This window comes from Rhizobium leguminosarum bv. viciae USDA 2370 (genome assembly GCF_002008365.1).
Taxonomy (GTDB): domain Bacteria; phylum Pseudomonadota; class Alphaproteobacteria; order Rhizobiales; family Rhizobiaceae; genus Rhizobium; species Rhizobium leguminosarum.
This window is the reverse complement of record NZ_MRDL01000054.1, coordinates 1-23,418: the sequence shown is the minus strand read 5'-3', so window position 1 is coordinate 23,418 and position 23,418 is coordinate 1. Positions and strand designations below refer to the sequence as shown.

Below are 23,418 nucleotides of genomic sequence, written 5' to 3'. Positions count from 1 at the left end.
ACTCACGGGTTTTCGATGTTCGGAACGGTTCCTCCCGGAATGGGAATGACCGCCTGGCAGATATGGCGCGCAGCGGCCGTCCTGTTGCGGAAGCGGGACAGCATCAGCGAAACGGCTTCGCGCCCGAGGGCAGCGCGGTCGACGCGCATGGTGGAAAGCTGCGGACTTGTCATCAGCGCGCAGGGCAGATCGTCGAAACCGACAATCGCGAAATCCTCCGGCACACGCAGCCCGGCCTCGGTGACGGCTTCGAGCACGCCGACGGCGATAAAATCATTCATACAGAAAGCGGCGGTAAAACCGGCATCCTCGGCAAGTGCGGCGGCGGTGCGTTCATGCGCCTCCCGGCTGGCGCTGCCGTCAAGGGTCAGGGACACGAGACGGCCCTCTGCGCCGGGGACGGCGGCGATCGCCGCCTCGAAGCCGCGCACGCGCTCCCGGATCGTGTGGCGGTGGGAGCCACTCAGATGCAGGATCCGACGATGGCCGGCCTCGGTCAGCCGGCGGGTGGCCTCGTAGGCGCCAAAGAAATTAGCCGGCGAAACGCCGTCAAACTGCATCCTTGGATCGGTGCCGTTGACAAGAACGGTCGGTGTCATGCTGGCTTGCAGCCAGCCACGCAACGTCTCGTTCGGATCGATACCGACGAGAAAGAGACCTTCAGCTCCCGCGGTCTGCATATAGTCGCGCACGGCATCCGGCGTGATACGATCTTCGCGGACCAGCCGGACGTCGAAGGGCATGCCCGCTTCCGCAGCGCCGGCGCGCAGGCCGTCGACGATCGCTTCATAGAAGACGCTGAGAGTGCCGGTGACGCCGTCGCTGGCAATCAACGCCAGCCCGCCGGCAACGGCTTCGGAAGCCGGTTTGACGGGATAGCCGTTCTCGGCTGCCACCTTCAATATCTGGCGCCGGACGGTATCGCTGATACCAGGTTCGTTGGCGAGCACGCGCGACACCGTGGAAACGGAAACGCCGGCCAATGTGGCTATATCGGCCTGACGCGGCCGTCTGATCTTTTGGTCGTTCATAGGCAAACATTATGCAAATAATGCAAATTTGCAAGAAAATGGTTGCTTCTTGCAATAAAATTTTTTTTGCGTAATCTGTTTGCCGAAGTGCTCGATAATGCCGTTGGAGGATGGCAGCGGGCAGTTGGGACAAGGAGGAATATCATGCAGGTCAATCGCCGTTCATTTCTGATGGGTTCAGCCGGTGCGGCCGCCGGTCTCGCCCTCGGTGCCGGAAGCGCCATTCCGGCCTTTGCCGAAGACGCACAGCTGCGTGCCATGTGGTGGGGGTCCAACGACCGCGCCAAGCGTACGCTCGATGTTGCCAAGCTTTATCAGTCGAAGACGCCTGGCGTCACTCTGGTCGGCGAATCGCTGTCGGGCGACGGCTACTGGACGAAACTCGCAACGCAGATGGCCGGCCGCTCGATCGCCGACATCTTCCAACTCGAGCCAGGAACAATCTCAGACTATTCGAAGCGCGGCGCCTGCCTGCCGCTCGATGAATTCGTCCCCTCGACGCTGAACGTTCAGTCCTTTGGCGCCGACATGCTGAAACTGACCACCATTGACGGCAAGCTCTATGGTGTTGGCCTCGGCCTCAACTCCTTCTCGATGTTCTTCGACACAGTCGAATTCGAAAAGGCAGGCATCCCGTTGCCGACGCCCGACCTCACCTGGGATGAGTACGCCAAGCTCGCCGTAGAACTCGCCAAGTCTTCCGGCAAGGGCGGCGGCCCCTATGCGGCGCGCTACAACTATGTGTTCGATGCCTGGCTGCGCCAGCGCGGCAAGAGCCTCTTTGCGAGGGAAAGCGTGGGGCTCGGCTTCACGGCCGACGATGCCAGGGAATGGTTCGACTACTGGGAGAAACTGCGTAAGGCGGGCGGCACCGTTGCTGCCGACGTGCAGACCCTCGATCAAAACACCATCGACACCAATTGCCTTGGTCTCGGCAAATCGGTGATCGGCATGGCCTATTCAAACCAGATGGTCGGCTATCAGCTGATCATCAAGAACAAGCTTGGCATCACCATGCTGCCGCGTGAAAAGAAGGGCGGACCATCCGGCCATTATTACCGTCCGGCACTGATCTGGAGTGTGGGCGCTACGACCAAGCAGGGCGAAGCTGCCGCGAAGTTCATCAGCTTCTTTGTCAATGATCCCGAAGCCGGCAAGATTCTCGGTGTGGAACGCGGCGTGCCAATGTCGCCTACCGTCCGTGAAGCCATCCTGCCGCAACTCAACCCGACGGAGCAGGAAACGGTCAAATACGTGAACCTGCTCAAGGATCAGGTCGGCGAGTATCCGCCGCCGGTGCCGATGGGCGCAACCCAATTCGACCAGCGCGTGCTGCGCCCGATTTGTGACGAACTCGCCTTCGAACGGATATCGCCCGCCGATGCGGCGACCCGGCTCATCGAAGAGGGTAAGGCAACGATCAAGGGATGATCGGTCGCCCGACATGAGGAGAGGCCCGCAACACCCCGGCGGGCCTCTCCGTTTTTCAGGCCTCTGTTTTCCGGACTATCAGTTGCTGTCCAGGTTTTCGACCACGCGCCAGTCCGGCCGGCCGAGATCGAACGGCCATGCGTGCACATCCCGGTCGTTGAAATAGACGACTTCCTGCAGATTCGGGAAGGCGCTCTGCTTCAACGTGGCAGTTTCGATCCACGGCCTGATATAGGCGTCGCCGCCTTCATAGCCGAGCTCCGCCACCCAGATGGGCTTTCCGTAACCGGCGACGAGATCATACCCCTGCTTCAATGCTTCCGAGAACGTCCGGTGCTCATTGTAGGCAAGCTCGTCGTAGCGCTGCAGACCGAAGACCGAGAGCCCGATGAGATCGACATAATCGTCGCCGGGATAATAGGCCTGGAGACCAGGCTCTCCCTTCGGCGACCACATGAGCTCTGTGCCGGGCGCCTCCTGGCGGACAATGTCCATCATCCGCTTGTAGGCCGTGATATAGTCCTGCGGGCTCCAGCCGGACCATGAGAACCGCCCTGACTTGTCCTCCATCTCCTGTCCCCAGCGGACGATCACCGGGCTTTTCAGCTCGGATATCATATGCGCGATCGAACGCATGTTGACATCGTAGTCACCGCGCAAAACCTTGGCGCGAAGCTGTGCCGAGGTGAGCCGCCAATCGACGTCCCAGGACCATGGCTCCACAGTGATCAGCAGGTTGCGGCCTCTAGCCAGCGCATAGGCATCGGCGACGCGCAACGTTTCGAGGTCGACGTCCTCCCACGGCAGGAACAGGGCTTCGGTCGCGACATTCGCCTGCGCGCCGAAATCGCCGTGCGGATCGTAGGCCCCGAACTTGATTCCGTCGGCATGAAGGACGGGGCGCTTGTCGATAATCGTCTGCACGGCCGCCGCCGGGTTTGGCGCAATGCCCGCATATTGCACTTCGCTTCGGCCCGGAAGATCCGCGAGACACAACAACAGCAGCGCAATCGCGGTGGTCGAGAGGTTGTTTTTCATTAGCTTCTTCATGGCTTCACCCTCCTTTTCGGGCTATTTCCTGGCTCAGCAGGACCTGCTTCAGTTCGCGCGCCTTCGCGCTGACCGTATCGACGGGAACGAGCTTGCGGAACTCGTCATCCGGGAGCACCGATGCATGACGGAAGACGTACCACTTGCCGTCCGGCTGGCGCCGCTGATAGATCGTGTTGCCGATCTTGCGGTGACCGAAACAGGTGCTGGCGCGGGCCGCACCCTCGGCATTCGTCCAGGTGGCACGCATGCAGAGCTGGCCGAGATCGTCGACCACCCATCTGCCTTCGGCGAAGGACGGCTTCCCCTTGTCATTGCTCCAGGCGATAAATCGCCGGCCGTCATCGAAAAAACGGCCGCCGCCGGTGTTCCAGGTCCAGGTCTTGTCGCCATAGATACGATAGAGCTCATAGGCGCTGACCGGCGTCGGCGCTTTCTGTTTGGCGACCTCGGCGCCGTGTGCCGCCATGGGCAGACACAGGCTGAGAGCGAGGGCCGCTCCGTATAGTCTCGATCCGATACTCATTACATCCTCCTACTCGACACTTGCCGGTTCCGCCGGCTCAGACACCTTGTTCGTCCCGCCCCGTGCTTCCGAACCCATTCCATCTGAGGCGGAACTTCACGATCCTGGTCTTGCCGCCGCCGACACCGGCACCGGCTACGGCAAACTGTGATTGGCTGAAACTGATGAACGTCTGGCCGTGGGAAAGGGCCTCGAGGCTATGCAGACCATGGCTGCCCGCCTGCATGCCGCCGGTGATGCAGATCGCAAGCCCCGTGGCCGTCGCAAGCCACAGCCCGCGTGATTGCGGCAGCCGCGGCAGATCGTTCTCGATCGCATGGCGAATGACGATCAGCACCGTCAGCGACAGATAGATCGAGAGATTCATCGCCGCGAAAATATAAAAGCCTTGGGCGGCAGCGGCCTCACTGGCCAGTGCCATGGCGGCTGCGCACAGTCCGGCGAGCGCGATATAGGGCGCGATGACGCGCAACGGCAAAGACCGCTGCTGCTGCCTTCCCTTCGGCGTGATGCGGAAATCGACGAAGGAGCCACTGATATAGTCGCGAAGCGCAGCGAGGCTGCCGGCAAGCGACCACGGCCAGCGCAGGAAGATAAAAGCAAGCCCTTCCCAGCCGAACAGTTTCGCATCGTGCGGCCTGAAGGTTCCCGTGGCCCGCCAGAAGAAGGCAAACAGCGTCAGCACGACCGATATCGGCGTAAAATGCAGCAGGAAATCCGGATAGGTCACATTGACGAAGACTTGGCCCGTCATCAAGGCGGCAACCGGCAGCAGGAACATCACGGCCATGAAGGCGGAGAAGAGCGGATACCACAGCTGCGAGAACACGAACTGAAATCTCAGTCGCCAAGGCAGGTGCATGATGTGACGGCGAGAATGTTGCAGCAGGATCGTGACGAGGCTGCGCGACCACTGGAATTCCTGGACGACGAGATCGGTGAAGTTTGCCGGTCCGTCGCCATGAGCGATCGCATCGACGGCATGCACGCCACGCCAGCCGCCGGCATTCATCATCAGCGTTGTCGAATGGTCTTCCGCAAGTTCCGGGCCGAGGCCGCCGATCTGACGAAGGGCCGCCGTGCGAACCGCATAATGAGAACCGATGCAAAGAGGCGCCCAGCCACTATTGTAACCCGTCTGCAGCGAACCGTGCAGGCTTGCCTCGGCATAGAGCCTGCCACGCGCCGCCCAGCTTTCGCCGGCATTGGCATCGCAGATGCTGGGAGCGGAGACATAGCCGATCTTAGGGTCGGCGAAGGGGCGCAGGATTTCACGGAGGTAGGTCGGCGTCGGCACATGGTCGGCATCGAACTGGGCGACGAAATCGTAGCGCGCATAGCCGGAATGGTCGTAGAAATAGGCGAGGTTGCCTTCCTTGCAACGCGTCCGGCGCGGCCAGGTGGTGCGATGATACTCCGCCACGCCCTTTCGGGTGGAGATCAGCACGCCGTGCGCCGCACACCAGCGCCTGGTTTCCTCCGAAGGGTCCTCGTCGGCCAGCCAGACATCGAAATCGACGCCGATCTGGTCAAGCATCGCCTGCAGCGTGGCGCGGACGACGGCAAAGGGCTCGGACGGCGCCTTGGTGACGACCATTGCCACCCGCCCTTCCGGCAGCCGTGCCGCAGGATTGACCGTCCTCGCATCGAGGAAGATCAGGATGAAATAGGCCGGCACGAGCGTGATCCAGGCAAGCACGAGGGTGATAAGCACGAAGGCGGCCCAGGAAATGATATGGGCGGACTGGCACCACCAGATCCAGAAATAACCGAGTGCTGTCAGCCAGCAGAGGATGCCGAAGCCATAGGCGACGCGGTTCCAGCCAGCGAAAACAGGATCGAATGCCTCAGCTGCGGCGGCCTTCGCCGTCCTGGCGCTGTGACCGACTTGCAGTGCGTCGCTCATGCCGTCAGCTCCAGTCCGAAGGTGGGGCCGGCGGTGCGGATGATCGTATCGATATCCGAGAAAACCGGCGAGAAACCGAGCTCCGCCTTCGCCCTTGCGGTGTTGGCAAAGAGGACCGGCGGATCGCCAGCGCGGCGAGCGCGATAATTCACGGGGACTTCACGGCCGCTCGCGCGATAGATCGCCTCGAGAATCTCGCGCACCGAGGTGCCCCGGCCAGAGCCGAGATTGACGCTGAGCGAGCCGCCGCCCGCCATCAGATGATTGACGGCGGCGAGATGCGCCTGCGCCAGATCGCTGACGTGAACATAATCGCGAACACAGGTTCCATCCTCGGTCGCATAATCGGTGCCGAAGATATCGAGCCGCTCCAGCCTGCCGGCGGCGGCAAGAAGGGCCCGAGGGATGAGATGGGTCTCGGGGTGATGCCGTTCGGCAAGCTCGCCATCAGGATCGGCGCCGGCGGCATTGAAATAACGCAGTGCGGCAAAGCGGATGCCATAGGCAGCGGCAAAATCCTCGAGCGCCATCTCGAAGATCAGCTTGGTACGCCCATAGGGATTGACCGGGTGCTGCGGGCTTTCCTCCCGTATCGGCAACGAGGCGGGAACGCCATAGATGGCGCAGCTGCTCGAAAAGACGATCCGGTCGATATCCTGATCGAGGCAGGCCTCGAGCAGGGTCAGGCTGCCAACGACATTATTCCGGTAATATTTCCTGGGCATGTCGACGGATTCGCCGACATAGGCATTGGCACCACAATGGATGACGCAATCGGGCGAAAACTCTGCAAGAGTCCGGCGCAGCGCGGCGGCGTCGGCAATCTCTGCCCGGATGAGCGGGCCCCAGCGGACGCTGTCGGCATGTCCCGTCGAGAGATTGTCGTAGGTGACAGGGATCATGCCGGCACGCGACAGCGTTTTGCAGATATGACTGCCTATGAAACCGGCGCCGCCGGTGACGAGAATGTAGCGGGGCATCTCATACGACCTCCGCCTTCTCTGTGCCGGCCAGCAGGCCGTCGAAATATTCGACGGTGCGAGCCAGGCCGGTTTCGAGCCCGATGCGGGGCTCCCAGCCCAGCTCGGCCATGGCCCGGGAAATATCCGGCCGCCGCTGACGGGGGTCGTCGGTGACCGCAGGCAGGTGGACGATCCGGGAACGCGAGTTCGTCAGGTCCCGAATGATTTCCGCCAGGCGGCGAACGGTCATTTCGGCTGGATTGCCGAGGTTGATCGGGCCGTTGCAAGCACTGCCGGCAGCCGAAAAACGCAGGAAACCGTCGACGAGATCGTCGACGTAGCAAAAGGAACGGGTCTGCTGGCCATCACCATAGATCGTCAGATCGGCATTGCGCAGAGCCTGCACGATGAAATTGGAAACCACCCGCCCGTCGTCCAGGCGCATGCGCGGCCCGTAGGTATTGAAGATGCGGCCGACCTTAATGTCGACGCCGTAAGTCCGGTGGTAATCGAAGAACAGCGTTTCAGCGCTGCGCTTGCCTTCGTCGTAACAGCCGCGCGGTCCGATCGGGTTGACATTGCCGCAATAGGATTCGTGCTGCGGGCTCTGGCTCGGGTCGCCATAGACCTCCGACGTCGACGACTGGACGACGATCGCACCGGTCTTTCGCGCGCAGTCCAAGGTGTTGACGGCGCCGAGCACATTGGTTAGCAGCGTTCCCACCGGATCCCGCTGATAATCGGGCGGAGAGGCTGGGGAGGCGAAATTGAAGATGAGCGACGCGTCGATATCGAAGGGCTGCCTAACATCGTGCTCGACGATGCGGAAGCGGGTGTTCGATGTGAGATGATCGACATTCGCACGGCGGCCGGTCGAAAAATTGTCGAGGCATATGACGCTGTGGCCGCGCTGCAGGAGCCTTTCGCAGAGATGTGAACCGAGGAAGCCGCCCCCGCCATTCACAAGAACGGTGCGTCGCCCTTGGAGCACCGGTATGCCTGACACTTCAGAATAACCTTCGTTGGGAACGAAACTACGCATTACAAACTCCTTCCCATGTATTTAGTCTTTTGATTATTTATGCACTGCATGCCTCCGTTATCCGCTCTGGATATTCATGAAACTGAGCGTCCATACATGAATAACTTTGTAGTTACTCTCCAGATACCGAATTACTATTAAAACAATACAACGACTTCCGCCAAGGTCAACTTGAAAAATTCCAGCTATCCAAAATAATTACGCAAGTATTCTTCAAAGTAACAAATGATTAATCACTTTCAACGCTTTACCACCAATACGCCTCTCATCCGCCTCTCAAGCTTCACTCAATGCAGCTAATATACGAGGGAAGTCGGGTGATCGGCCGCGCTCAACGGCAAGGCCGATCTTGCATCCGGAAGCGCCATATGCGAGGGGTTTGGGCTATGTTGAAAAAACAAGATGCAGCGCAGCTGAAAGGCCGGCGTCTTCGCTTGGCGATGTTCGTCTGGGGAACGGCGCTTATGGCGATCGGACAGACGGCCTGCACGGTCGTTGATGACGACATCGCGGTCGTCGCGAAGAAGAGTATCGTCGAGGCGCCGCGCGTCTCCAAGGCCTATGCCTATCCGGAAAATCGCGCCGGGCGCCCGGCCGGGGTCACGGCCCGCACTGTCGCCTATCACGGCTCAGCGCCTTATATCTGCTCCCCAAGCGGCTTCGGACAGAAGTCGCGCTGCTTTGCGCGTCCCTCTATCTGAAGCAAAACTGATCGTTACATCAATTGCGCCACCGACCGGACATATCGTCTTCGCCGGCAGGGTGTTCATTGAAGAAACGGGAAGCCGCTTCCGTGCGGTTTCGGACATTCATCTTCTTGTAGATGTTGCGGACGTGAACCTTCACGGTGTTTTCGGAAAGATGCAGCTTGTCGGCGATGATCTTGTTCTGCGTCCCCTTGCATATGAGATCCAAGATCTGAACCTCCCGGGTGGTCAAAGCGGAGATACTGTCGCGTCTCAGCTTGAGCGCATTGTTGCGCGCCGCATCGACCGATTTTGTCTGATAGAGCGAAGGTTCCAGCTGGGTGTTCTTGTTGTTGAGACGGTTTAGAAGTGCTGACGGAAAATGTTCGCCGCCCTTCATCAGTAGATCCACAGCGGCCATGAAGACGTCGAGCCGGAGGTTGAGCGGCAGGACGCCATCGATGATCCTTGCCTCCACCAGCCGGCTGACATAGGGCTCGAGCATGTCGATAGCTTCGACGACAAGTCCGATCGAGGTTTCAGGGTGGTTTTCGCGGGCAGCCTGCAGCGCTTCTTGAAGCTCAGGGCCAGGTATATGATAGAATAAAACGAGCTTCATATCGCTGGTATCTTTTTCCAGCATCGGCTTTGTGCTCGTTATGCTTGCTACTTCACAGTTCGGAAATTTCTTCGCCAGTGCTTCTACCATGCATTCCGAAAACAGATCCGCCTTGGCTACCACTAGTATAGTATCTCCAGACGAACTCAACTTCCTTCCTTGGTCCGCATTCTCCATTCCAGACCCTGTCATGAACATATACGCCTCCCCTAGCGTTACACTTTACTCAAACGTGGAGCGATGGCGGGTATTAAATAGTATGAAATGTCGATCCCGAATGTCATCGCCTTATTTTTTAGACATTTCTTAATTATGTTAATACGGATTGAGAAGGAAGGAAATGGCCCAAAGTGATTAGTTTTAGCGGGGGAAAAACGATACGATACAAAGCCTTGGTTGTATTTTCACTTCGATAGATACTTCAAGGTTATATTTGCTCTGACTATAGCTGAACAGCTTAATGTAATATTTCAGTACAGATTGTCATAATTTCGTCATGCAGGGTGGTGGCCGGATACAGGACGGGGAAACATCGAGAGGTGCCCCTCAACCCGGCAGCGAATGCCGAGAGCCCCGAATTCTCATTGCCCGCCGACGCTCCCGCCGAAGAGATCTTAACGCTCCAACGACAGGGGCTATCCAGGGCTAGCCGGGCATGGCAGATCCGCCTTAGCCCGAATTGATGTCTATCGGATCCGCATTTTTTCCAGCAATCTGTGATCGTCGTCCAAGTGGCGACATGGAAAACCCATGTACTGTTTAGCGTTTTGATACATGGCCTCCATTTAGGGCAACTCAACGAAAAGAAGACCTGACTACTCCTTATCCATTTCAGGATTCGGAGCCGGATATGTGCGGCCTTGTACTGAGTACGTACGTTCCCAATACCAACGGTTTGATCAACAAATCGCGAAGAAGCCGCAGATGACTAGTACCGAATACATCTGCCGATGTTAACCGCATCGGAGCGAGCGCGAGTAAAATCCCATTTGAGATGAGAGGGATTTCGAAAAGCTGCTCCGGTTTTTTTCTGGAGAAACTTGAATGTCTGACGACATCGAAATCACGAAGGTCGGGGCGCTTGCCGACGGCTTTGCCAACAGCGCTATCAATTCAACTGAAGTTGACGACGGCTCGACCGGTTATGTCGGCGGCGTCGCCAATGGCGACAATCGCGACAATACCGACAACAGCGTAGATGTGGACGTCAAGGCCGAGCTCTCCGCAAATAATGGCGACAACCGCGACAACGAATATGACTGGAGCTACAAGTCCGACGACGATACGAGCACCAAGACCACGACGATCACCGACTCCAATAACGACTACGACTGGAGCTATGACAGCAAGTCGTACAGCGACAACGACACCGACACCAAGACGATCACGGACACCGATACGAAGACCGTGACAGACACCGACATCAAGACCATTACGGATACGGATACCAAGACGGTCTCCGACAGCAACAACACGGCCGACAGCTTCAACAAGACGGATACCGACTTCGCCGTTATCGAAGACGTCAAGGACTTCGACAATCTCGGCGTTGCCGGCCACGACCTCACCTTCAACCTCGGCGACGACTTCTCCTTCACTCTCGACGTTGACAGCATCCTCAACAATTCGCTGTCCGGCGAGGGCAACGACAGCGGCTTCAGCGCCGTCCAGGCGAACCATCTGGCTGACCAGGACCAGGCCTGGAACATCAAGATGGACAATGGCGGGGCCGACAACCATCTGAAGGCCGATGGCGGCCACGCCGATAGTGCAGAAGGCATTGAGATGGACGGCAAGGGCTGGGATCTCAAGGCTGGCGACGATGCCAATGGCTCGAGCACGGCCGACGCTTCGGCCATCCTTGCCAATTCCGGCTTCCACCTCGAGCTTGTTCAGGGTGCTAACCTGCTCAGCAACACAATCGACTCCAGCGTCATCGGCGGCAATTCTCATGTTTCCGACGTCGGCGAGGATACCAGCACCTGACACGGACCTCCAACGACCAAGACGAGCTGCACCGGCCCCGGCCGGTGCAGCTTGATTGCTTGAAAACGGTTTGACGACCACACCGCAGCTCCCAGCGAGGGGCGCCCAGAAGGCCGATCGTCATTTCGAATGGGAGGGCCGAACCATGCATATCGAGAAGATTTCGGAAATCATCGCGCACTTCATCGGTCTCTTCGAGATGACGACCGACGAGATGCGGTTGCGCACCAACTATGCTGAAGGCGCAGGACCGGGCGCGGATGGACCCGTTCTGCCGGATCAGGATGCCTATACGGCTGCCTTCTCTTCCGATCTTCAGCTCAAGGATTACGATCCAGGCGTCATTTACAAAAGCGGCAGCTACGAGATCGAATATGGTCCGGCGCGCCATTTAGGCCGCGTCTTCGAAGAGAGCCTCGAGAAGCTGGCGGCGATTGCCGCAAAGGACATCCCGTTACCGCATTTCGGCGATCCGACGGATATCGTGCTCATGGATGAGCCGGAACTGACCGTCTTTGCCGGGCCTGGCTCGACGATCAGTCATGTCCTCCAGGTCAACGTCCTCTACGACGACGATTATCTCGACATGACGAACGGCGTCCATGCGCCGCGAGACACGACTTTTGTCATCGAAAAGCTCGCGGACTTCAGCACCAAGGCCGAGATCTTCACGCCTTTTTCGAGCCTCCACAGAACCGACACCTATGATGGCGCGCTGAAGATCGCCCAGGATCTCGAAAGCTATATCCAGAATGCCCAGAATACCGAGGACAGCGGGACAACCTCGCCCAGCACCGACGCGACGCATCATTTTGTCACCACCCATCCCGCGGGCGACGGCCCCATCGTCTACGTCAATGGCAAGGCCGAGACCGATATACCCGTCCTCGACGACTTCCTGCCCGACCGCGGTCTCGCCAAGCTCCAGGAAGAACCCGACGACAGCAATTCGTCCGTCGAACAGACAGATCCCAGCGGCAGTAGCCTTGATGTGACCGCCGGTGCAAATCTCCTTGTCAACGTCGCCTCGGTGATCAACACCGGCGTCATTACTTCGGTCACCGCGGTAATGGGCAACTACCACCAGATCGACGCGATCTCCCAGGCCTTCGTCTACAGCGATCACGACGAGATCGCCTCGGCGCTGCGCTCATCCGGCCATTCGGCCGAGGAGGCGGGAACGGTCGCCAAGAATATCGCCATCTTCGAACACAGCACCTTCGAAGCATCGAGCCACGCCGACAGCGATGCTGCCGAGCCGACGTTCCCGAACAGCTGGCGCGTCAGCGTCATCGATGGCGACGTCTCCTTCGTACAGTGGATCGAGCAATATCACTTCGTCAGCGACAACGACACGATGACGGTAACCACCTCGGGATCCGAAGCCACGGTTCTGACGGGCGGCAATACCTCCATCAACTTCTCCTCCTTTTTCGGGATGGGCATGCAGTATGATCTGGTGATCATCGGCGGCAATGTGCTCGACATCAACAGCATCACGCAGATCTCGCTGCTCTACGACAATGACTGGGTGCGGGCGGAAGACGGCGTCGATCCCGGCGCCGACATCCAGACCGGCAACAACCTGATCTGGAATTTCGCCTCGATCCACAATGTCGGGACGGACAGCCCCTTCGCGGCCATGCCGGACTATATGGTCGAGGCGCAGAAGGCGATCGAAGATCGCGATCCCAATATGCCCGAAGGGCTGTCGTTCGACGTGAATTTCCAGGGATATGCCGGCCTCAACGTGCTCTATATCACCGGCAATCTCTACGACATGACGATCATAAAACAGGTCAGCATTCTCGGCGATTCCGATGATGTGACTCAGGCGGCATCGACCATCCTCGACAACAATCCCGATGCAACGGTTACGATCGACACAGGCAGCAATGCGGTCATCAACATCGCCGAGATCGTCGACTACGACAGTTTCGGCCAGACGACCTATCTGGCGGGCCAGCTCTATTCAGACGCCATCCTCATTCAGGGCGGGCTGGTGGAGCATGACACGACGCAGCCGCAGCCGGCCGACGACAGGCTCGCCAACGAAGTTATTGCCTTTCTCGACAACGACGATCCGGCGGGCAGCGATTCTGCGGACGGCGTCATCAATGCCGGACATGATTTTTCATGGTCGTCGGCGCACCCCGCCGACGTAATGCAAGCCATGGTCGCGTGACCTTGAGTATTGCGGAGGAACCACGATGAACCAGATTTCAAAACAAATCTTTGCGGCAGGCAGCGCCCTCGATCTGAGGTCGGGTAATATTCCTTCCGCTGCCCCCTCGGACGCTGCGATGAGCGAGGTGTGCATCTCCGCTATCGACCAGGCGGTCGAGAATCTTCGCAGGCTCAGTGGCGCCGTTGCTTCGTCTCCCGATGGCAGCAAGGAGACGATCGAAATCGCGGCGCGCGAGGCTGCCGATATCGGAGGCGCAAGTGCAACTCAGCCGCCCCTGACGCAGAAAACAGTGCCGGCGGAAGCCTCGAATGTGAAAACGGCGCCTCCTGCCGCAGTGGCGCAGAGCCCGGCGACAGCAGAACCGGTGGAAGCACTCGCCCAGCCGCGGATCGAAGCGCGGGTGCCCCCCGAACTGCCGAAAGAGAAGACCGAGCTCAAATCGAGCCCGACGATGCCCTTCGGCAAGACCATCGAAGGCGAAAGTGGCCCGATCAGCGAGAGTGACAGGCGGCTGCGCACCGGCGGCGGCGGAAACGGCAAGGATTCCGATCCCGGGGGCGGCGGGGGCGGGGGCGGAGGAAGTGGCGGCGGTTTTCACAAGCGCAGCGAGCCTGTGAATTTCGCCGCCAGCCTCTCGCGCGGCATGGCGGCGGTGCGACGCAACATGGTGGTCGTCATGATGTTCACGATCGCCATCAACGTCCTTCTGCTGGCGATCCCGCTCTATCTCTTCCAGATATCCGACCGGGTGCTGACAAGCCGCTCCATCGATACGCTCGTCATGCTCTCGATCGCCGTGATCGGCGCCGTGCTGCTGCAGGCCTTCATGGATTCGGTGCGGCGCTTCATCTTGATGCGCACCGCGGTGGAACTCGAAGTGCAGCTCGGCGCGCCGATCCTCAGCGCGGCAGCGAGAGCATCGCTGCATGGCAGCGGCAAGGACTATCAGACACTGCAGGACCTGCAGTTGCTGCGCGGCTTCCTGACATCCGGCACGCTGATCGCGTTTCTCGATGCGCCGCTGATGCCGTTCTTCGTGGTCGTCGTCTATTTCGTGCATCCGCATCTCGGCATCATCATCATGACCTGCTGCGCGGTGCTTTTCGTGATCGCCTACCTGAACCAGAAATTCACCGCCCGGCAATTTGCCGAATCCAACGGCTATCTCAGCCGGGCAAATTTCCACCTCGATTCCATGTCGCGCAATTCGCAGATCATCAACGCAATGGCGATGATCCCCGAAGCGGTGAAGATGTGGGGCCGGGAAACGGCGGGCTCGCTGAAATCGCAAGTCGAGGCGCAGGACCGCAACATCATCTTCTCCGGCATATCGAAGGCCTGCCGCATGATCACCCAGGTCACCCTGCTCGGCTGGGGCGCGCACCTGTCGCTTTCGGGCGAGCTGACGGGCGGCATGGTGATCGCCTCCTCGATCATATCGGGACGCGCGCTGGCGCCGATCGAAGGCGCCATCGAAGGCTGGCACCAGTTCAACCGGTCGGCCGCCGCCTATGGCAGGATCAAGAGCCTGCTCTTGAACTCGCCGTTGAACTTCCCGCGCCTGCGCCTTCCCAATCCCGAAGGCCGGCTCGATGTCGAACGCATTCTCTTCGTGCCGCCGCCGCAGAAGAAGGTCATTCTCAACGGCATCTCCTTCTCGCTCAGGAAGGGGGAATCGCTTGCGATTATCGGCAATTCCGGGTCCGGCAAGACGACGCTCGGCAAGATGCTCGTCGGCTCGATCGTCCCGACATCGGGAAATGTTCGCCTCGACCTGATGGATCTGCGCAACTGGGACCAGCGCCAGTTCGGCGAAAGCATCGGCTATCTGCCGCAGGACGTGCAGCTCTTTCCCGGTACGATCAAGGCCAATATCTGCCGCATGCGCGACGACGTCGACGATCATCAGATCTACGAAGCCGCAGTGCTTGCCGACGTGCATGAGCTCATCGCAGGCTTTCCCCAGGGCTACGAAACCATCGTGGCGGCCGATGGCGCTCCGCTTTCGGGCGGCCAAAAGCAGCGCATCGCGCTGGCCCGCGCCTTCTTCGGCAATCCCAAATTCGTCGTCCTCGACGAGCCGAATTCGAACCTCGATACCCAGGGCGAGGCAGCGCTTGCCAGGGCGCTGATCCATGCCAAGAAGCAGGGCATCACCACCGTCACTATCACCCAGCGCCCAGCCCTTCTCCAATGCGTCGACAAGATCCTCGTGCTCAAGGAGGGCACTGTCGCCATGTTCGGGGAAAGGATCGAGGTGCTGACGGCGCTTTCCAAGAACAACGGCAATAACGGTCAACAAGCACCACGCATCGAAGGATGAACGACATGGGACGGAAAAAGCAGGAGACGACCGGTCCGGTGCAGCTCGAATGGTATAGCGACGTGCCGCGCTCGATCCGGATGCACAGCATCGTCGGCCTGACGGTTCTCTTCACCTCGTTTGGAGGCTTCGGCTTCTGGGCGGCGACGGCACCGCTTGCTTCCGCTGTTATCGCGCAAGGAAGCTTCGTCGCGACCGGCAACAACAAGATCGTCCAGCATCTGGAAGGCGGCATCATCAGGGAGATGCGCGTCAGCGAGGGCGATACGGTCAAGGAAGGCGATATCCTGCTGACCCTCGACCCTACAGCGTCCCGCTCGAACGAGCGGATGCTGCAGCTTCGCCGGCTGCGCCTGGAAGCTGTCGTCGCAAGGCTCCGCGCCGAAGCGCAGGGCCTGCGCGAATTCCAACTTCCCGATATCGTAATGAAAGAGGCAAGCGATCCCGACATCAACGCGATCATCCAGAGCCAGAACGTCGTCTTCCACAGCAAGCAGATCAAGCTCGAGGAGCAGCTCAATCTGATCGAGAAGAACATCAAGTCGCTGGAATACCGTTTCGCCGGCTATAAGGGCCAACGAGAATCCTTTGAAAGGCAATTGTCGCTGCTGACCGAGGAACGCGATTCCAAGGCCCGACTGGTCAAGGTCGGCTATATGCGCAAGACGGATCTTCTGGCCATCGAACGGGCGATCGCCGATGCGATGGGCGACATTGCTCGACTGAACGGCGAGCTCAACGAGAGCGAGGCGGAGATCGCCAAATTCCGACAAGAAGCCGTCATCGCCGTCAACTCCAACAAGCAGGCGGCGCTCGACGCGCTCGAGACCGCCGAAACCGATCTGGACAGCGTGCGCGAACAGATGCGCGAGGCCGCCGGCGTGCTCGAACGCACCACCATCCGTTCGCCGGTGTCGGGCACGGTCGTGCGCTCCTATTTTCACACAGCCGGCGGCGTCATCACGACGGGCAAGCCGATCATGGAGATCCTGCCGGCGCATGTGCCGCTGATCCTGGAAGCGCAGGTGCTGCGCACCTCAATCGATCAGCTGCATGAGGGCGAAACGGCCTCGATCCGCCTCACGGCGCTCAATCGGCGCACGACCCCTGTTCTGCAGGGCAAGGTCTTCTATGTCTCAGCTGATTCGATCGAGGAAAATTCGGGAGCTTCAGTCAAGGACGTCTATATCGTCCGCGTCGGAATACCCGATTCCGAGATTGCACGGGTGCACAATTTCCATCCCGTTCCCGGCATGCCGGCCGAAGTGCTGATCCAGACGTCGGAACGCACCTTCTTCGAATATTTGAGCAAACCAATTACCGACAGCATGTCGCGGGCTTTCAAGGAACGCTGATCGCCCGCGATCCGGTAGATGCGACGGACTTGCCCGTTGTTCTGATGTAATGTCCATATGCCATCCTTCATGGATGGATCCCCTCCGGGGAGAAAGGGTCAAGCATGGCGGCGATGTCCGATGTCCTGCTGCGGGTCGGCCGGCTGAACTATGTCTGGACGAACACCGAAAGCCTGCTGATCTACATCATCGCCCATCTTCTCCGGGTCGAAAAGGAAGCAGCAATCGTCGTGTTCCTGACGCTCAACACGACGCGCGCCCGGATCGACCTCATCGAACGGCTTTCCAAACTCGCTTCGACATCTCCTTCCGACCGCAAGGCGATCCTTTCGGCCATGTCGCGGCTGAAGAAAGAATCCAAGACACGCAACAAATACAATCACTGCATCTATTCCTTCGACGATAAGGGAGAGATCTCGAGCACGCAGCTGATGCGGCTCGTCGAGGACGACAAGGAGATCCGTTACGGCAAGATCGAGCAGATGGACGCACGCGAGATCGACCTTCTGGAAAAGTCGATCGCCGAAATCGTCGCCATCAGCCGGACGCTCTGGGCCTTCATCCATGCGAGCCCGCAGATCGCCGGTGAGCTCTGATCTAATCCTTATGTATGCATGTTCTCAAAACCGCTGCACACTTTCGGGCGATGTACATTGAAGCGCGCCGTCCTCCAAGAGGCGGTACGCTCTATCACTCTGAATCTATGCATGATTTTCACCAAAAACGGTCGCGATTTTGGGTTATACGCCGGCTCCGGACTAATCACATTTAGGTCCTGCAAATCATCCGGACGGTTTATTTGAAGATCGGTGTTTGCCATTAGAATGAAACCTCCCGAGTGACGTATGGGGTAGTGGGGGGCGGCATGCGCATAGATATCATCGACACCATTGCCGGGCTCGAGGCGGTACGCGACAACTGGGATCAGGTCTTCATGGAAGATCCCGACGCGCAGCATTTCCTCTCCTGGATCTGGCTGAAGAATTATCTGTCCCGCCGACGCCGCTGGTTCATCCTTGCTCTGCGCGAACGCGACCCCGAAGCACCTTATGTCGCCTTCTTTCCGCTGCGCCTCATCACGCATCTGAACGAGAAGACCGGGCTCTTCTACGACGAAATCATCATGGCCGGGAATTTTGCGGCCGATTATACCGGTCTCATCGTCAGACCGGATTACGAGCATCATGCCATTGCCGGCTTTGCTTCGTTTCTCAAACATCAGAACTGGACCGACCTGAAGCTCGAATATTTCAGCGGCCCTGCCGGCCGGCGCGAGAAGATGATCGAGGCGCTGCAGGGACCGGAGGTGATGTTTCGCGACAGCTCGCCCAAGAACAGCGAGAATATCGACAATACGATCTGTCCCATCGTCCCCCTGCCGGCCAGCTTCGACGACTATCTCGAGCAGCGGATGAGCAGTCAGACACGCCAAAAGCTCCGGCGGTTCCTGCGCAAGGTCGAAGGCGACGATATTTACCGGATCACGATGGCAACACCCGAGACCATCGATCGGGACATGGACATCCTCTTCAATCTCTGGCGGATCAAATGGAGTGCCCGCAAAGGCGCAGAGCGGACCGAGCGGCTGATCATCACCACGCGCGAGATGCTGATGGACAGCTTCCACTGCGGCAATCTCGAGGTGCCGGTCTTTTGGCATGGCGACCAGCCGCTCGGGGCGTTGGCGAATATCGTCGACTGGCAGAGGAAGGCCATCCTCTTCTATATCACCGGCCGCGACGAGAATTGGAAGACGCCGTCTCCCGGCCTCATCCTGCATGGATACTGCATCCGGCGAGCTATTGAGCACGGCTTCAAGACCTATGACTTCCTGCGCGGAAACGAACCCTATAAGTACATGTTCGGGGTGGAGGAAAGGCGGATCAGCTGCACCCTGTTCCGCACCCGCAATGGCCAGAATCTGCATGGCGTGCTCAACCCGCGCAGCATTCGTTTCGTCTATGACCAGGCGCTCGACATGTACCGCAATGGGGCCCGGAGCAAGGCGGAGATCGCCTTCAACCAGGTCCTGCAATCGGCTCCAGGCCATACCGGCGCGGAATTCGGGCTCGCCAATCTGCTGTTCGACCGGGGCAAGCTGACGGAGGCACTGGCTGCCTACAAGGCCCTCGTCGAGCAGGCGCCCGATCCGACGCCGATCCACATGCGGCTTGGTGACACGCAGCTTGCGCTACATCAATATGAGCAGGCCGCAGAGACTTTCCGCCGGGTTGGCGAGATCGGGCCGCATCTCATCCAGGCGCATTACAAGCGCGGTATCGCCCTTGCGGCCAGCAAACGGCTGGCCGAGGCGGAGACAGTCTTCGCCGCGATCCAGGAGGTGCATTCGGACGATCCGGCCGCCCTCGACTATGCCGCCAAGGCGCGTGTTGCCCTTGAACGGATCCGCATGAGTGCCGAGGCCGCCGCTCGCAAGACGGACGTCGTGCCGGAGACCCTCGCCCGCTGGAGCCGCGGCCGTCATCTGAGCGAGCGGCGCCGCCTGCGGCTGCATTGACGATTGTTGTGGACGCGCGATGCCCAGTGTCCAAACACACGAAAGCCCGCACGAGGCGGACTTTGTGTATCTGGTTGCGGGGGCAGGATTTGAACCTGCGGCCGGCCTGGCGATTGGCCGGCTGCCGGGCCGGTAAACGCCTCGCTCAAAGCGTCCGGGTCCGACCGAATGTCCGAAGCAGAAGGTTGATCGAGACAGCGACTTTGTCAATGTCACGAACGTCCTGGGAGTAACGCCCGGTATAAAGTTTCACGATCATTTTATCGCGGGGCGAACCGCTAAGATTGAAAAAAAGGTGCAGGTAGAAGGCCTCCTTGTCGCCTGAGCGGGCAATGCTCCTTCGTCTTTGGGTGACCGTCCTTAGTTCGGTCTTGAAGGGCGAGAACCCCTCGAGCGACAGCGTGACATCGGCGGATGCAAAGCGCGTCTCCGGTGGCACAGCAACGACTGCCTTGTCGAGCGCCAGACTGACTATGCGGCCGGAAACCCCGTCGACGTGAACCGCTTCGTCAAGTTTGAACGCATCGAAGAGCCGTCGCGGTTTTTCGAAGCAGATCAAGGACGCAATAGCGAGAACGAGAATGTTGATGCCCGACCAGCAAACCGCAATCGGCGAGAACTGCGCCTCGATATGGGAGGTCTCAGGGACAATATTGATGACAAGACCGATGGCCGTCGCCACGATCAACGCCGCTATCCAGGCAAGGCTGTATCCGTCAAATCCGATCGCCTCGTTGCCGCTGCCCTTCGGGGTCACCCTGAATGGCTTGCCGAAGGGACGCACCACACTGGAAATAACGGTTGGCAACATCCGAAACGTCGAAAAAGCCCCGACGGCACTCGATACGACAGGCAAATATCGGGTCGGTGTTATCCAGAGCATCAAAAGGAAATAGGCCGTCAGCAACGGCACCTGATGGGAGATATAGTCTGCAGCGTTGGTGAAGTAGAGCGGCAGCAAGCCGAACCAGAGATATATGATCGGGATGATCAATATCGTAAAGCGCACCAGATACTGCACCAACCACGACAGCGGAAGGAACATGATGCGTTGAAAAAGCGACAGACCAGGTCCGCGCAGTGGGCCGTTGTGAAGATAGAGTGTTTGAATTCCTCCCTGACACCAGCGCTCGCGCTGTACAAAATAGCCAGTCAGATTCTCAGCGGCCAATCCCATCGACAGGCGCTCATTCAGGTAACGGGTCTTGTAGCCCTTGTTGAGCATGGAAAGGGTGGTCAACAGATCCTCTGTGATGGATTCCGTTGGAAACCCCCCAATCTCATCGATCGCCTTGCGTCGCGCGATTGAGCAAGACCCACAGCAGAAACTGACGTCCCAGATATCTCGGCTCGGTGCAATTTCATCAAAGAACAAACGCTGCTCGTCCGGCCAGATGTTTTCGAGACCGAGATTTGTTTGCACCGGATCGGTATTGAAGAAATGCTGTGGCGTTTGAACGATGCCGATGGTCGCATCGGAAAAGAAGGGAAGCGTCCGGCGCAGGAAGTGACGATAGGGCACGAAGTCAGCATCGAATATCGCGATGAAGTCGCCGGAGCTGACCTTCAGACCATTGTTCATGTTGCCGGCTTTGGCATGGCTGTTGTCGGGCCGTGTGACGTGGATTGCTCCCTTCTCCTCGCAGTAGGCCTTGAGCCAATTACGACGCTGATCGTCGAGCACGTAGACTTTCAGCTTGTCTTGCGGATAATCGAGCGCAAGCGCCCCTATGATCGTCCGTTCCAGGACGTCGAGCGGCTCGTTATAGGTAGGAATGAACACATCCACCGTGGGCAATTCATCCTCGTCACCTCTAAAGAAGTCTGGCGCGAGCCTGTCGGCTTCTGCGCTCCGGTCCACGTATCGACTCATCAAAACCAGGAAGAGCACGACTTCGAAGAATGCGAGGATTTCTATGATGAACAGAAACCAGACCCAGTAGAAGTTGAGGCCATTGTTGGGATAGGGAAGTACAGTCTCGAATAACCGCCAGAGTATATAGCGCAACGCAATGGCGCCAACGACCACGCATGTGATTGCGCGCGTCGAGCTATAGTTACGCGACCAGTTGAAAGGCCCAAGCAAAAAGAACGCCAAAACCGAAAATGTCGGAGCCAGTGCTATGAGATACTGAACCACAGGCTCTCTACCCAGTTCCATATGTGGATGTTAGGTTTGGGAAGGCGCACCTGAACAGAACGCCCCACCTGACAAAAGTTCGCATAATCCGTATTGAGAGCGGAGGGAGCCAGACCGACGCGTATTCGATCGTTGCGTTTGGTTGTTTCGGGCTGATTGGCTGCCAGCGTGTCCTTCTCGGCGACCGCGGAACTGCCTCTTACCGATAGGACAACGCCTTTGAAGGCCTCGCCTCCGCCTAATAAGCGCACCTCCGCAGCAAGGCCTGGATAAATCTCTTGGTAATCGACCTCCGGAACAAGGATATCGACGAAAAGATCGCTGCAATCGAGGATGCGCATCAGCTCGGTATTGAGGATGACGTTCGAGCCGTTGACGATGTTGCTACTCCACACGACTCCGTCGAAAGGTGATGGATCTGATGCCGAAGTGAGACTGCGGACGCGGTTTTCCTCCTCAATCAGCTGCATCTGTACCTGCGCGCCCCGTGTTTCGTTTTCGGCGATGCGCGTATTGAGATCGTTGATCCGAACGATGACCTCATCCTGTCGCTGGCGAGAATAGGGCACGTCGTTCTGGCCGTCACCGAAAACGAAAACACCCTTGCGAACGGCTTCCAGCTTTTGTTCGAGCTGGGCTACGGTCAAGCCACTGATTTCGAGTTCGCCCCCCGCCGCTTCCCAGGCGGCTCGGGCGGACTCGACCATCTTGGTGGACAGGATACCCTTCGCCTCAAGCGCGAGCCGCCGGTCAAAGTCGACTTGCGCGACATTGTCCTGCGCCTTGGAAACCTTGACCCGTTTGTTTAGAATTTCAACTTGTCGCTCCAAGTCGGCAACGGTTGTGCGCGTAAAGACTTCCATGCGTGCGCCCAATTGATCACGAAGCCGTACAAGCTCATCGCGTTCCCGCTTTAGCGCCGCAACATGTTCGACAGCAGTCATGTGGTCGGCCTGCAGCGAAGTCAGTATTGCGCGGTTCACGCGGGCATTGTGTATCACGGCGAGCGGCGCTCCTGCCGACACGCGCGCACCAACTTTTGGGGGCGTTTCTGCGACTTCGCCGTCGATAGGAGCGTTCACGATCGCAAATCGCGCATTGACTGTACCGTCGAGACTTGTAAAGCCAGTCAGGCCGGGCAGCAAAAGTACGATGGCAAGCGCGAACAGTGATATGCCGATCAGAATGCGGGTAATGCGGTGGTTCCAGATCATTGGCAATTCCAAAATCATCAACCGCAAGGCACTCGTGTGAGACCTGCGTAACTGCAACCATATCTTGTAGAGATGTAGGCGCACCATGGCCATAGACAAGGGGACGAGCTGGCTGCACTCGATACGTTCGGTAAAAAGTCGCAATAAGGCTAACCTGGGATTAGCTATGTACTGCAGCGGAGGCTCGTTTGTATGATGATGGACCGTGCCGACGCCCTGAGGAGGCGTTAACCTCGCCCCGTTACCAAACGCACAAAGCCCGCACGAGGCGGGCTTTTCTTTAGATCATCGTCCGCTGGAAATTTGGCCGGCGCTCAGCGAGAGGCGTCGCCCGCGCCTGCATTGAGGGTTGTTGCTGCGTGTACCGTAGACTAGACGCAAAAAAGCCCGCCGGAGTGAACTGACCCCCGAAAGTTGGACATCCACCTTCGGGGGTTTTGC

17 protein-coding genes are annotated in these 23,418 nt (G+C 58.7%); 8 read left to right on the top strand and 9 right to left on the bottom strand.

Going from position 1 to position 23,418, the window contains the following annotated elements:
* Positions 1-2 precede the first annotated feature (2 nt).
* On the bottom strand, positions 3-1,031 hold the full coding sequence (locus tag BS629_RS31845) for a LacI family DNA-binding transcriptional regulator (RefSeq protein ID WP_018244220.1): 1,029 nt from the start codon (positions 1,029-1,031) through the stop codon (positions 3-5).
* A 144-nt stretch (positions 1,032-1,175) separates the two neighbouring features.
* Between BS629_RS31845 and BS629_RS31840 the strand changes: the two genes are divergently transcribed.
* Positions 1,176-2,462 (top strand): ABC transporter substrate-binding protein, encoded by a 1,287-nt coding sequence (locus BS629_RS31840; RefSeq protein WP_018244219.1) that lies wholly within the window; start codon positions 1,176-1,178, stop codon positions 2,460-2,462.
* A 78-nt stretch (positions 2,463-2,540) separates the two neighbouring features.
* Here the strand turns inward: BS629_RS31840 and BS629_RS31835 are convergent, their stop codons facing one another.
* From BS629_RS31835 to BS629_RS31815, 5 genes are read right to left on the bottom strand one after another with little or no spacing between them, the layout of a single operon-like run.
* Positions 2,541-3,512 (bottom strand): glycoside hydrolase family 26 protein, encoded by a 972-nt coding sequence (locus tag BS629_RS31835; RefSeq protein ID WP_018244218.1) that lies wholly within the window; start codon positions 3,510-3,512, stop codon positions 2,541-2,543.
* A 4-nt stretch (positions 3,513-3,516) separates the two neighbouring features.
* The gene (locus BS629_RS31830) at positions 3,517-4,038 is read right to left on the bottom strand and encodes a DUF995 domain-containing protein (protein WP_018244217.1); all 522 of its coding nucleotides are present in this window, start codon (positions 4,036-4,038) and stop codon (positions 3,517-3,519) included.
* 37 nt (positions 4,039-4,075) lie between these two features.
* Positions 4,076-5,944: a glycosyltransferase family 2 protein gene (locus BS629_RS31825; protein ID WP_018244216.1), complete on the bottom strand. Its 1,869-nt coding sequence runs from the start codon at positions 5,942-5,944 to the stop codon at positions 4,076-4,078.
* Positions 5,941-6,924, bottom strand: a complete 984-nt coding sequence (galE, locus tag BS629_RS31820; RefSeq protein ID WP_018244215.1) for a UDP-glucose 4-epimerase GalE — start codon at positions 6,922-6,924, stop codon at positions 5,941-5,943. The genes BS629_RS31825 and galE overlap by 4 nt, the downstream gene beginning before the upstream one ends.
* Position 6,925: 1 nt before the next feature.
* Positions 6,926-7,948, bottom strand: a complete 1,023-nt coding sequence (locus BS629_RS31815) for a UDP-glucuronic acid decarboxylase family protein (RefSeq protein WP_018244214.1) — start codon at positions 7,946-7,948, stop codon at positions 6,926-6,928.
* A gap of 386 nt (positions 7,949-8,334) precedes the next feature.
* On the opposite strand from BS629_RS31815, the gene BS629_RS31810 reads away from it, so the two are divergent.
* On the top strand, positions 8,335-8,649 hold the full coding sequence (locus BS629_RS31810) for a hypothetical protein (RefSeq protein WP_018244213.1): 315 nt from the start codon (positions 8,335-8,337) through the stop codon (positions 8,647-8,649).
* A 19-nt stretch (positions 8,650-8,668) separates the two neighbouring features.
* Here the strand turns inward: BS629_RS31810 and BS629_RS31805 are convergent, their stop codons facing one another.
* Positions 8,669-9,451, bottom strand: coding sequence for a helix-turn-helix transcriptional regulator (locus BS629_RS31805; RefSeq protein WP_018244212.1), 783 nt, complete (start codon positions 9,449-9,451; stop codon positions 8,669-8,671).
* 846 nt (positions 9,452-10,297) lie between these two features.
* Between BS629_RS31805 and BS629_RS31795 the strand changes: the two genes are divergently transcribed.
* From BS629_RS31795 to BS629_RS31770, 6 genes are all read left to right on the top strand, one after another.
* Positions 10,298-11,239: a hypothetical protein gene (locus BS629_RS31795; RefSeq protein WP_018244211.1), complete on the top strand. Its 942-nt coding sequence runs from the start codon at positions 10,298-10,300 to the stop codon at positions 11,237-11,239.
* Positions 11,240-11,384: 145 nt separating this feature from the next.
* On the top strand, positions 11,385-13,424 hold the full coding sequence (locus tag BS629_RS31790) for a hypothetical protein (protein ID WP_032981543.1): 2,040 nt from the start codon (positions 11,385-11,387) through the stop codon (positions 13,422-13,424).
* Positions 13,425-13,449: 25 nt separating this feature from the next.
* Entirely contained in the window at positions 13,450-15,750 is a 2,301-nt protein-coding gene (locus BS629_RS31785) for a type I secretion system permease/ATPase (protein ID WP_018244209.1), read from the top strand.
* Between the two features lie 5 nt (positions 15,751-15,755).
* Positions 15,756-17,105 (top strand): HlyD family type I secretion periplasmic adaptor subunit, encoded by a 1,350-nt coding sequence (locus tag BS629_RS31780; RefSeq protein WP_026188567.1) that lies wholly within the window; start codon positions 15,756-15,758, stop codon positions 17,103-17,105.
* A 104-nt stretch (positions 17,106-17,209) separates the two neighbouring features.
* Positions 17,210-17,701, top strand: a complete 492-nt coding sequence (locus BS629_RS31775) for a hypothetical protein (protein WP_018244207.1) — start codon at positions 17,210-17,212, stop codon at positions 17,699-17,701.
* Between the two features lie 269 nt (positions 17,702-17,970).
* Positions 17,971-19,623, top strand: a complete 1,653-nt coding sequence (locus BS629_RS31770; protein WP_026242290.1) for a GNAT family N-acetyltransferase — start codon at positions 17,971-17,973, stop codon at positions 19,621-19,623.
* Positions 19,624-19,768: 145 nt separating this feature from the next.
* Here BS629_RS31770 and BS629_RS31765 read toward each other — a convergent pair whose 3' ends face one another.
* Both BS629_RS31765 and BS629_RS31760 read right to left on the bottom strand, forming a co-directional pair.
* Positions 19,769-21,763: a glycosyltransferase gene (locus BS629_RS31765; protein ID WP_018516412.1), complete on the bottom strand. Its 1,995-nt coding sequence runs from the start codon at positions 21,761-21,763 to the stop codon at positions 19,769-19,771.
* The gene (locus BS629_RS31760; protein WP_018244204.1) at positions 21,745-22,977 is read right to left on the bottom strand and encodes an HlyD family secretion protein; all 1,233 of its coding nucleotides are present in this window, start codon (positions 22,975-22,977) and stop codon (positions 21,745-21,747) included. Before BS629_RS31760 ends, BS629_RS31765 begins: the two co-directional genes overlap by 19 nt.
* Positions 22,978-23,418 lie beyond the last annotated feature (441 nt).

Excerpts from the sequence above, each read along its gene's own strand:
- BS629_RS31845 (WP_018244220.1), bottom strand. The coding sequence starts at position 1,031 with ATGAACGACCAAAAGATCAGACGGCCGCGTCAGGCCGATATAGCCACA.
- BS629_RS31840 (WP_018244219.1), top strand. The coding sequence starts at position 1,176 with ATGCAGGTCAATCGCCGTTCATTTCTGATGGGTTCAGCCGGTGCGGCC.
- BS629_RS31835 (WP_018244218.1), bottom strand. The coding sequence starts at position 3,512 with ATGAAGAAGCTAATGAAAAACAACCTCTCGACCACCGCGATTGCGCTG.
- BS629_RS31830 (WP_018244217.1), bottom strand. The coding sequence starts at position 4,038 with ATGAGTATCGGATCGAGACTATACGGAGCGGCCCTCGCTCTCAGCCTG.
- BS629_RS31825 (WP_018244216.1), bottom strand. The coding sequence starts at position 5,944 with ATGAGCGACGCACTGCAAGTCGGTCACAGCGCCAGGACGGCGAAGGCC.
- galE (WP_018244215.1), bottom strand. The coding sequence starts at position 6,924 with ATGCCCCGCTACATTCTCGTCACCGGCGGCGCCGGTTTCATAGGCAGT.
- BS629_RS31815 (WP_018244214.1), bottom strand. The coding sequence starts at position 7,948 with ATGCGTAGTTTCGTTCCCAACGAAGGTTATTCTGAAGTGTCAGGCATA.
- BS629_RS31810 (WP_018244213.1), top strand. The coding sequence starts at position 8,335 with ATGTTGAAAAAACAAGATGCAGCGCAGCTGAAAGGCCGGCGTCTTCGC.
- BS629_RS31805 (WP_018244212.1), bottom strand. The coding sequence starts at position 9,451 with ATGTTCATGACAGGGTCTGGAATGGAGAATGCGGACCAAGGAAGGAAG.
- BS629_RS31795 (WP_018244211.1), top strand. The coding sequence starts at position 10,298 with ATGTCTGACGACATCGAAATCACGAAGGTCGGGGCGCTTGCCGACGGC.
- BS629_RS31790 (WP_032981543.1), top strand. The coding sequence starts at position 11,385 with ATGCATATCGAGAAGATTTCGGAAATCATCGCGCACTTCATCGGTCTC.
- BS629_RS31785 (WP_018244209.1), top strand. The coding sequence starts at position 13,450 with ATGAACCAGATTTCAAAACAAATCTTTGCGGCAGGCAGCGCCCTCGAT.
- BS629_RS31780 (WP_026188567.1), top strand. The coding sequence starts at position 15,756 with ATGGGACGGAAAAAGCAGGAGACGACCGGTCCGGTGCAGCTCGAATGG.
- BS629_RS31775 (WP_018244207.1), top strand. The coding sequence starts at position 17,210 with ATGGCGGCGATGTCCGATGTCCTGCTGCGGGTCGGCCGGCTGAACTAT.
- BS629_RS31770 (WP_026242290.1), top strand. The coding sequence starts at position 17,971 with ATGCGCATAGATATCATCGACACCATTGCCGGGCTCGAGGCGGTACGC.
- BS629_RS31760 (WP_018244204.1), bottom strand. The coding sequence starts at position 22,977 with ATGATCTGGAACCACCGCATTACCCGCATTCTGATCGGCATATCACTG.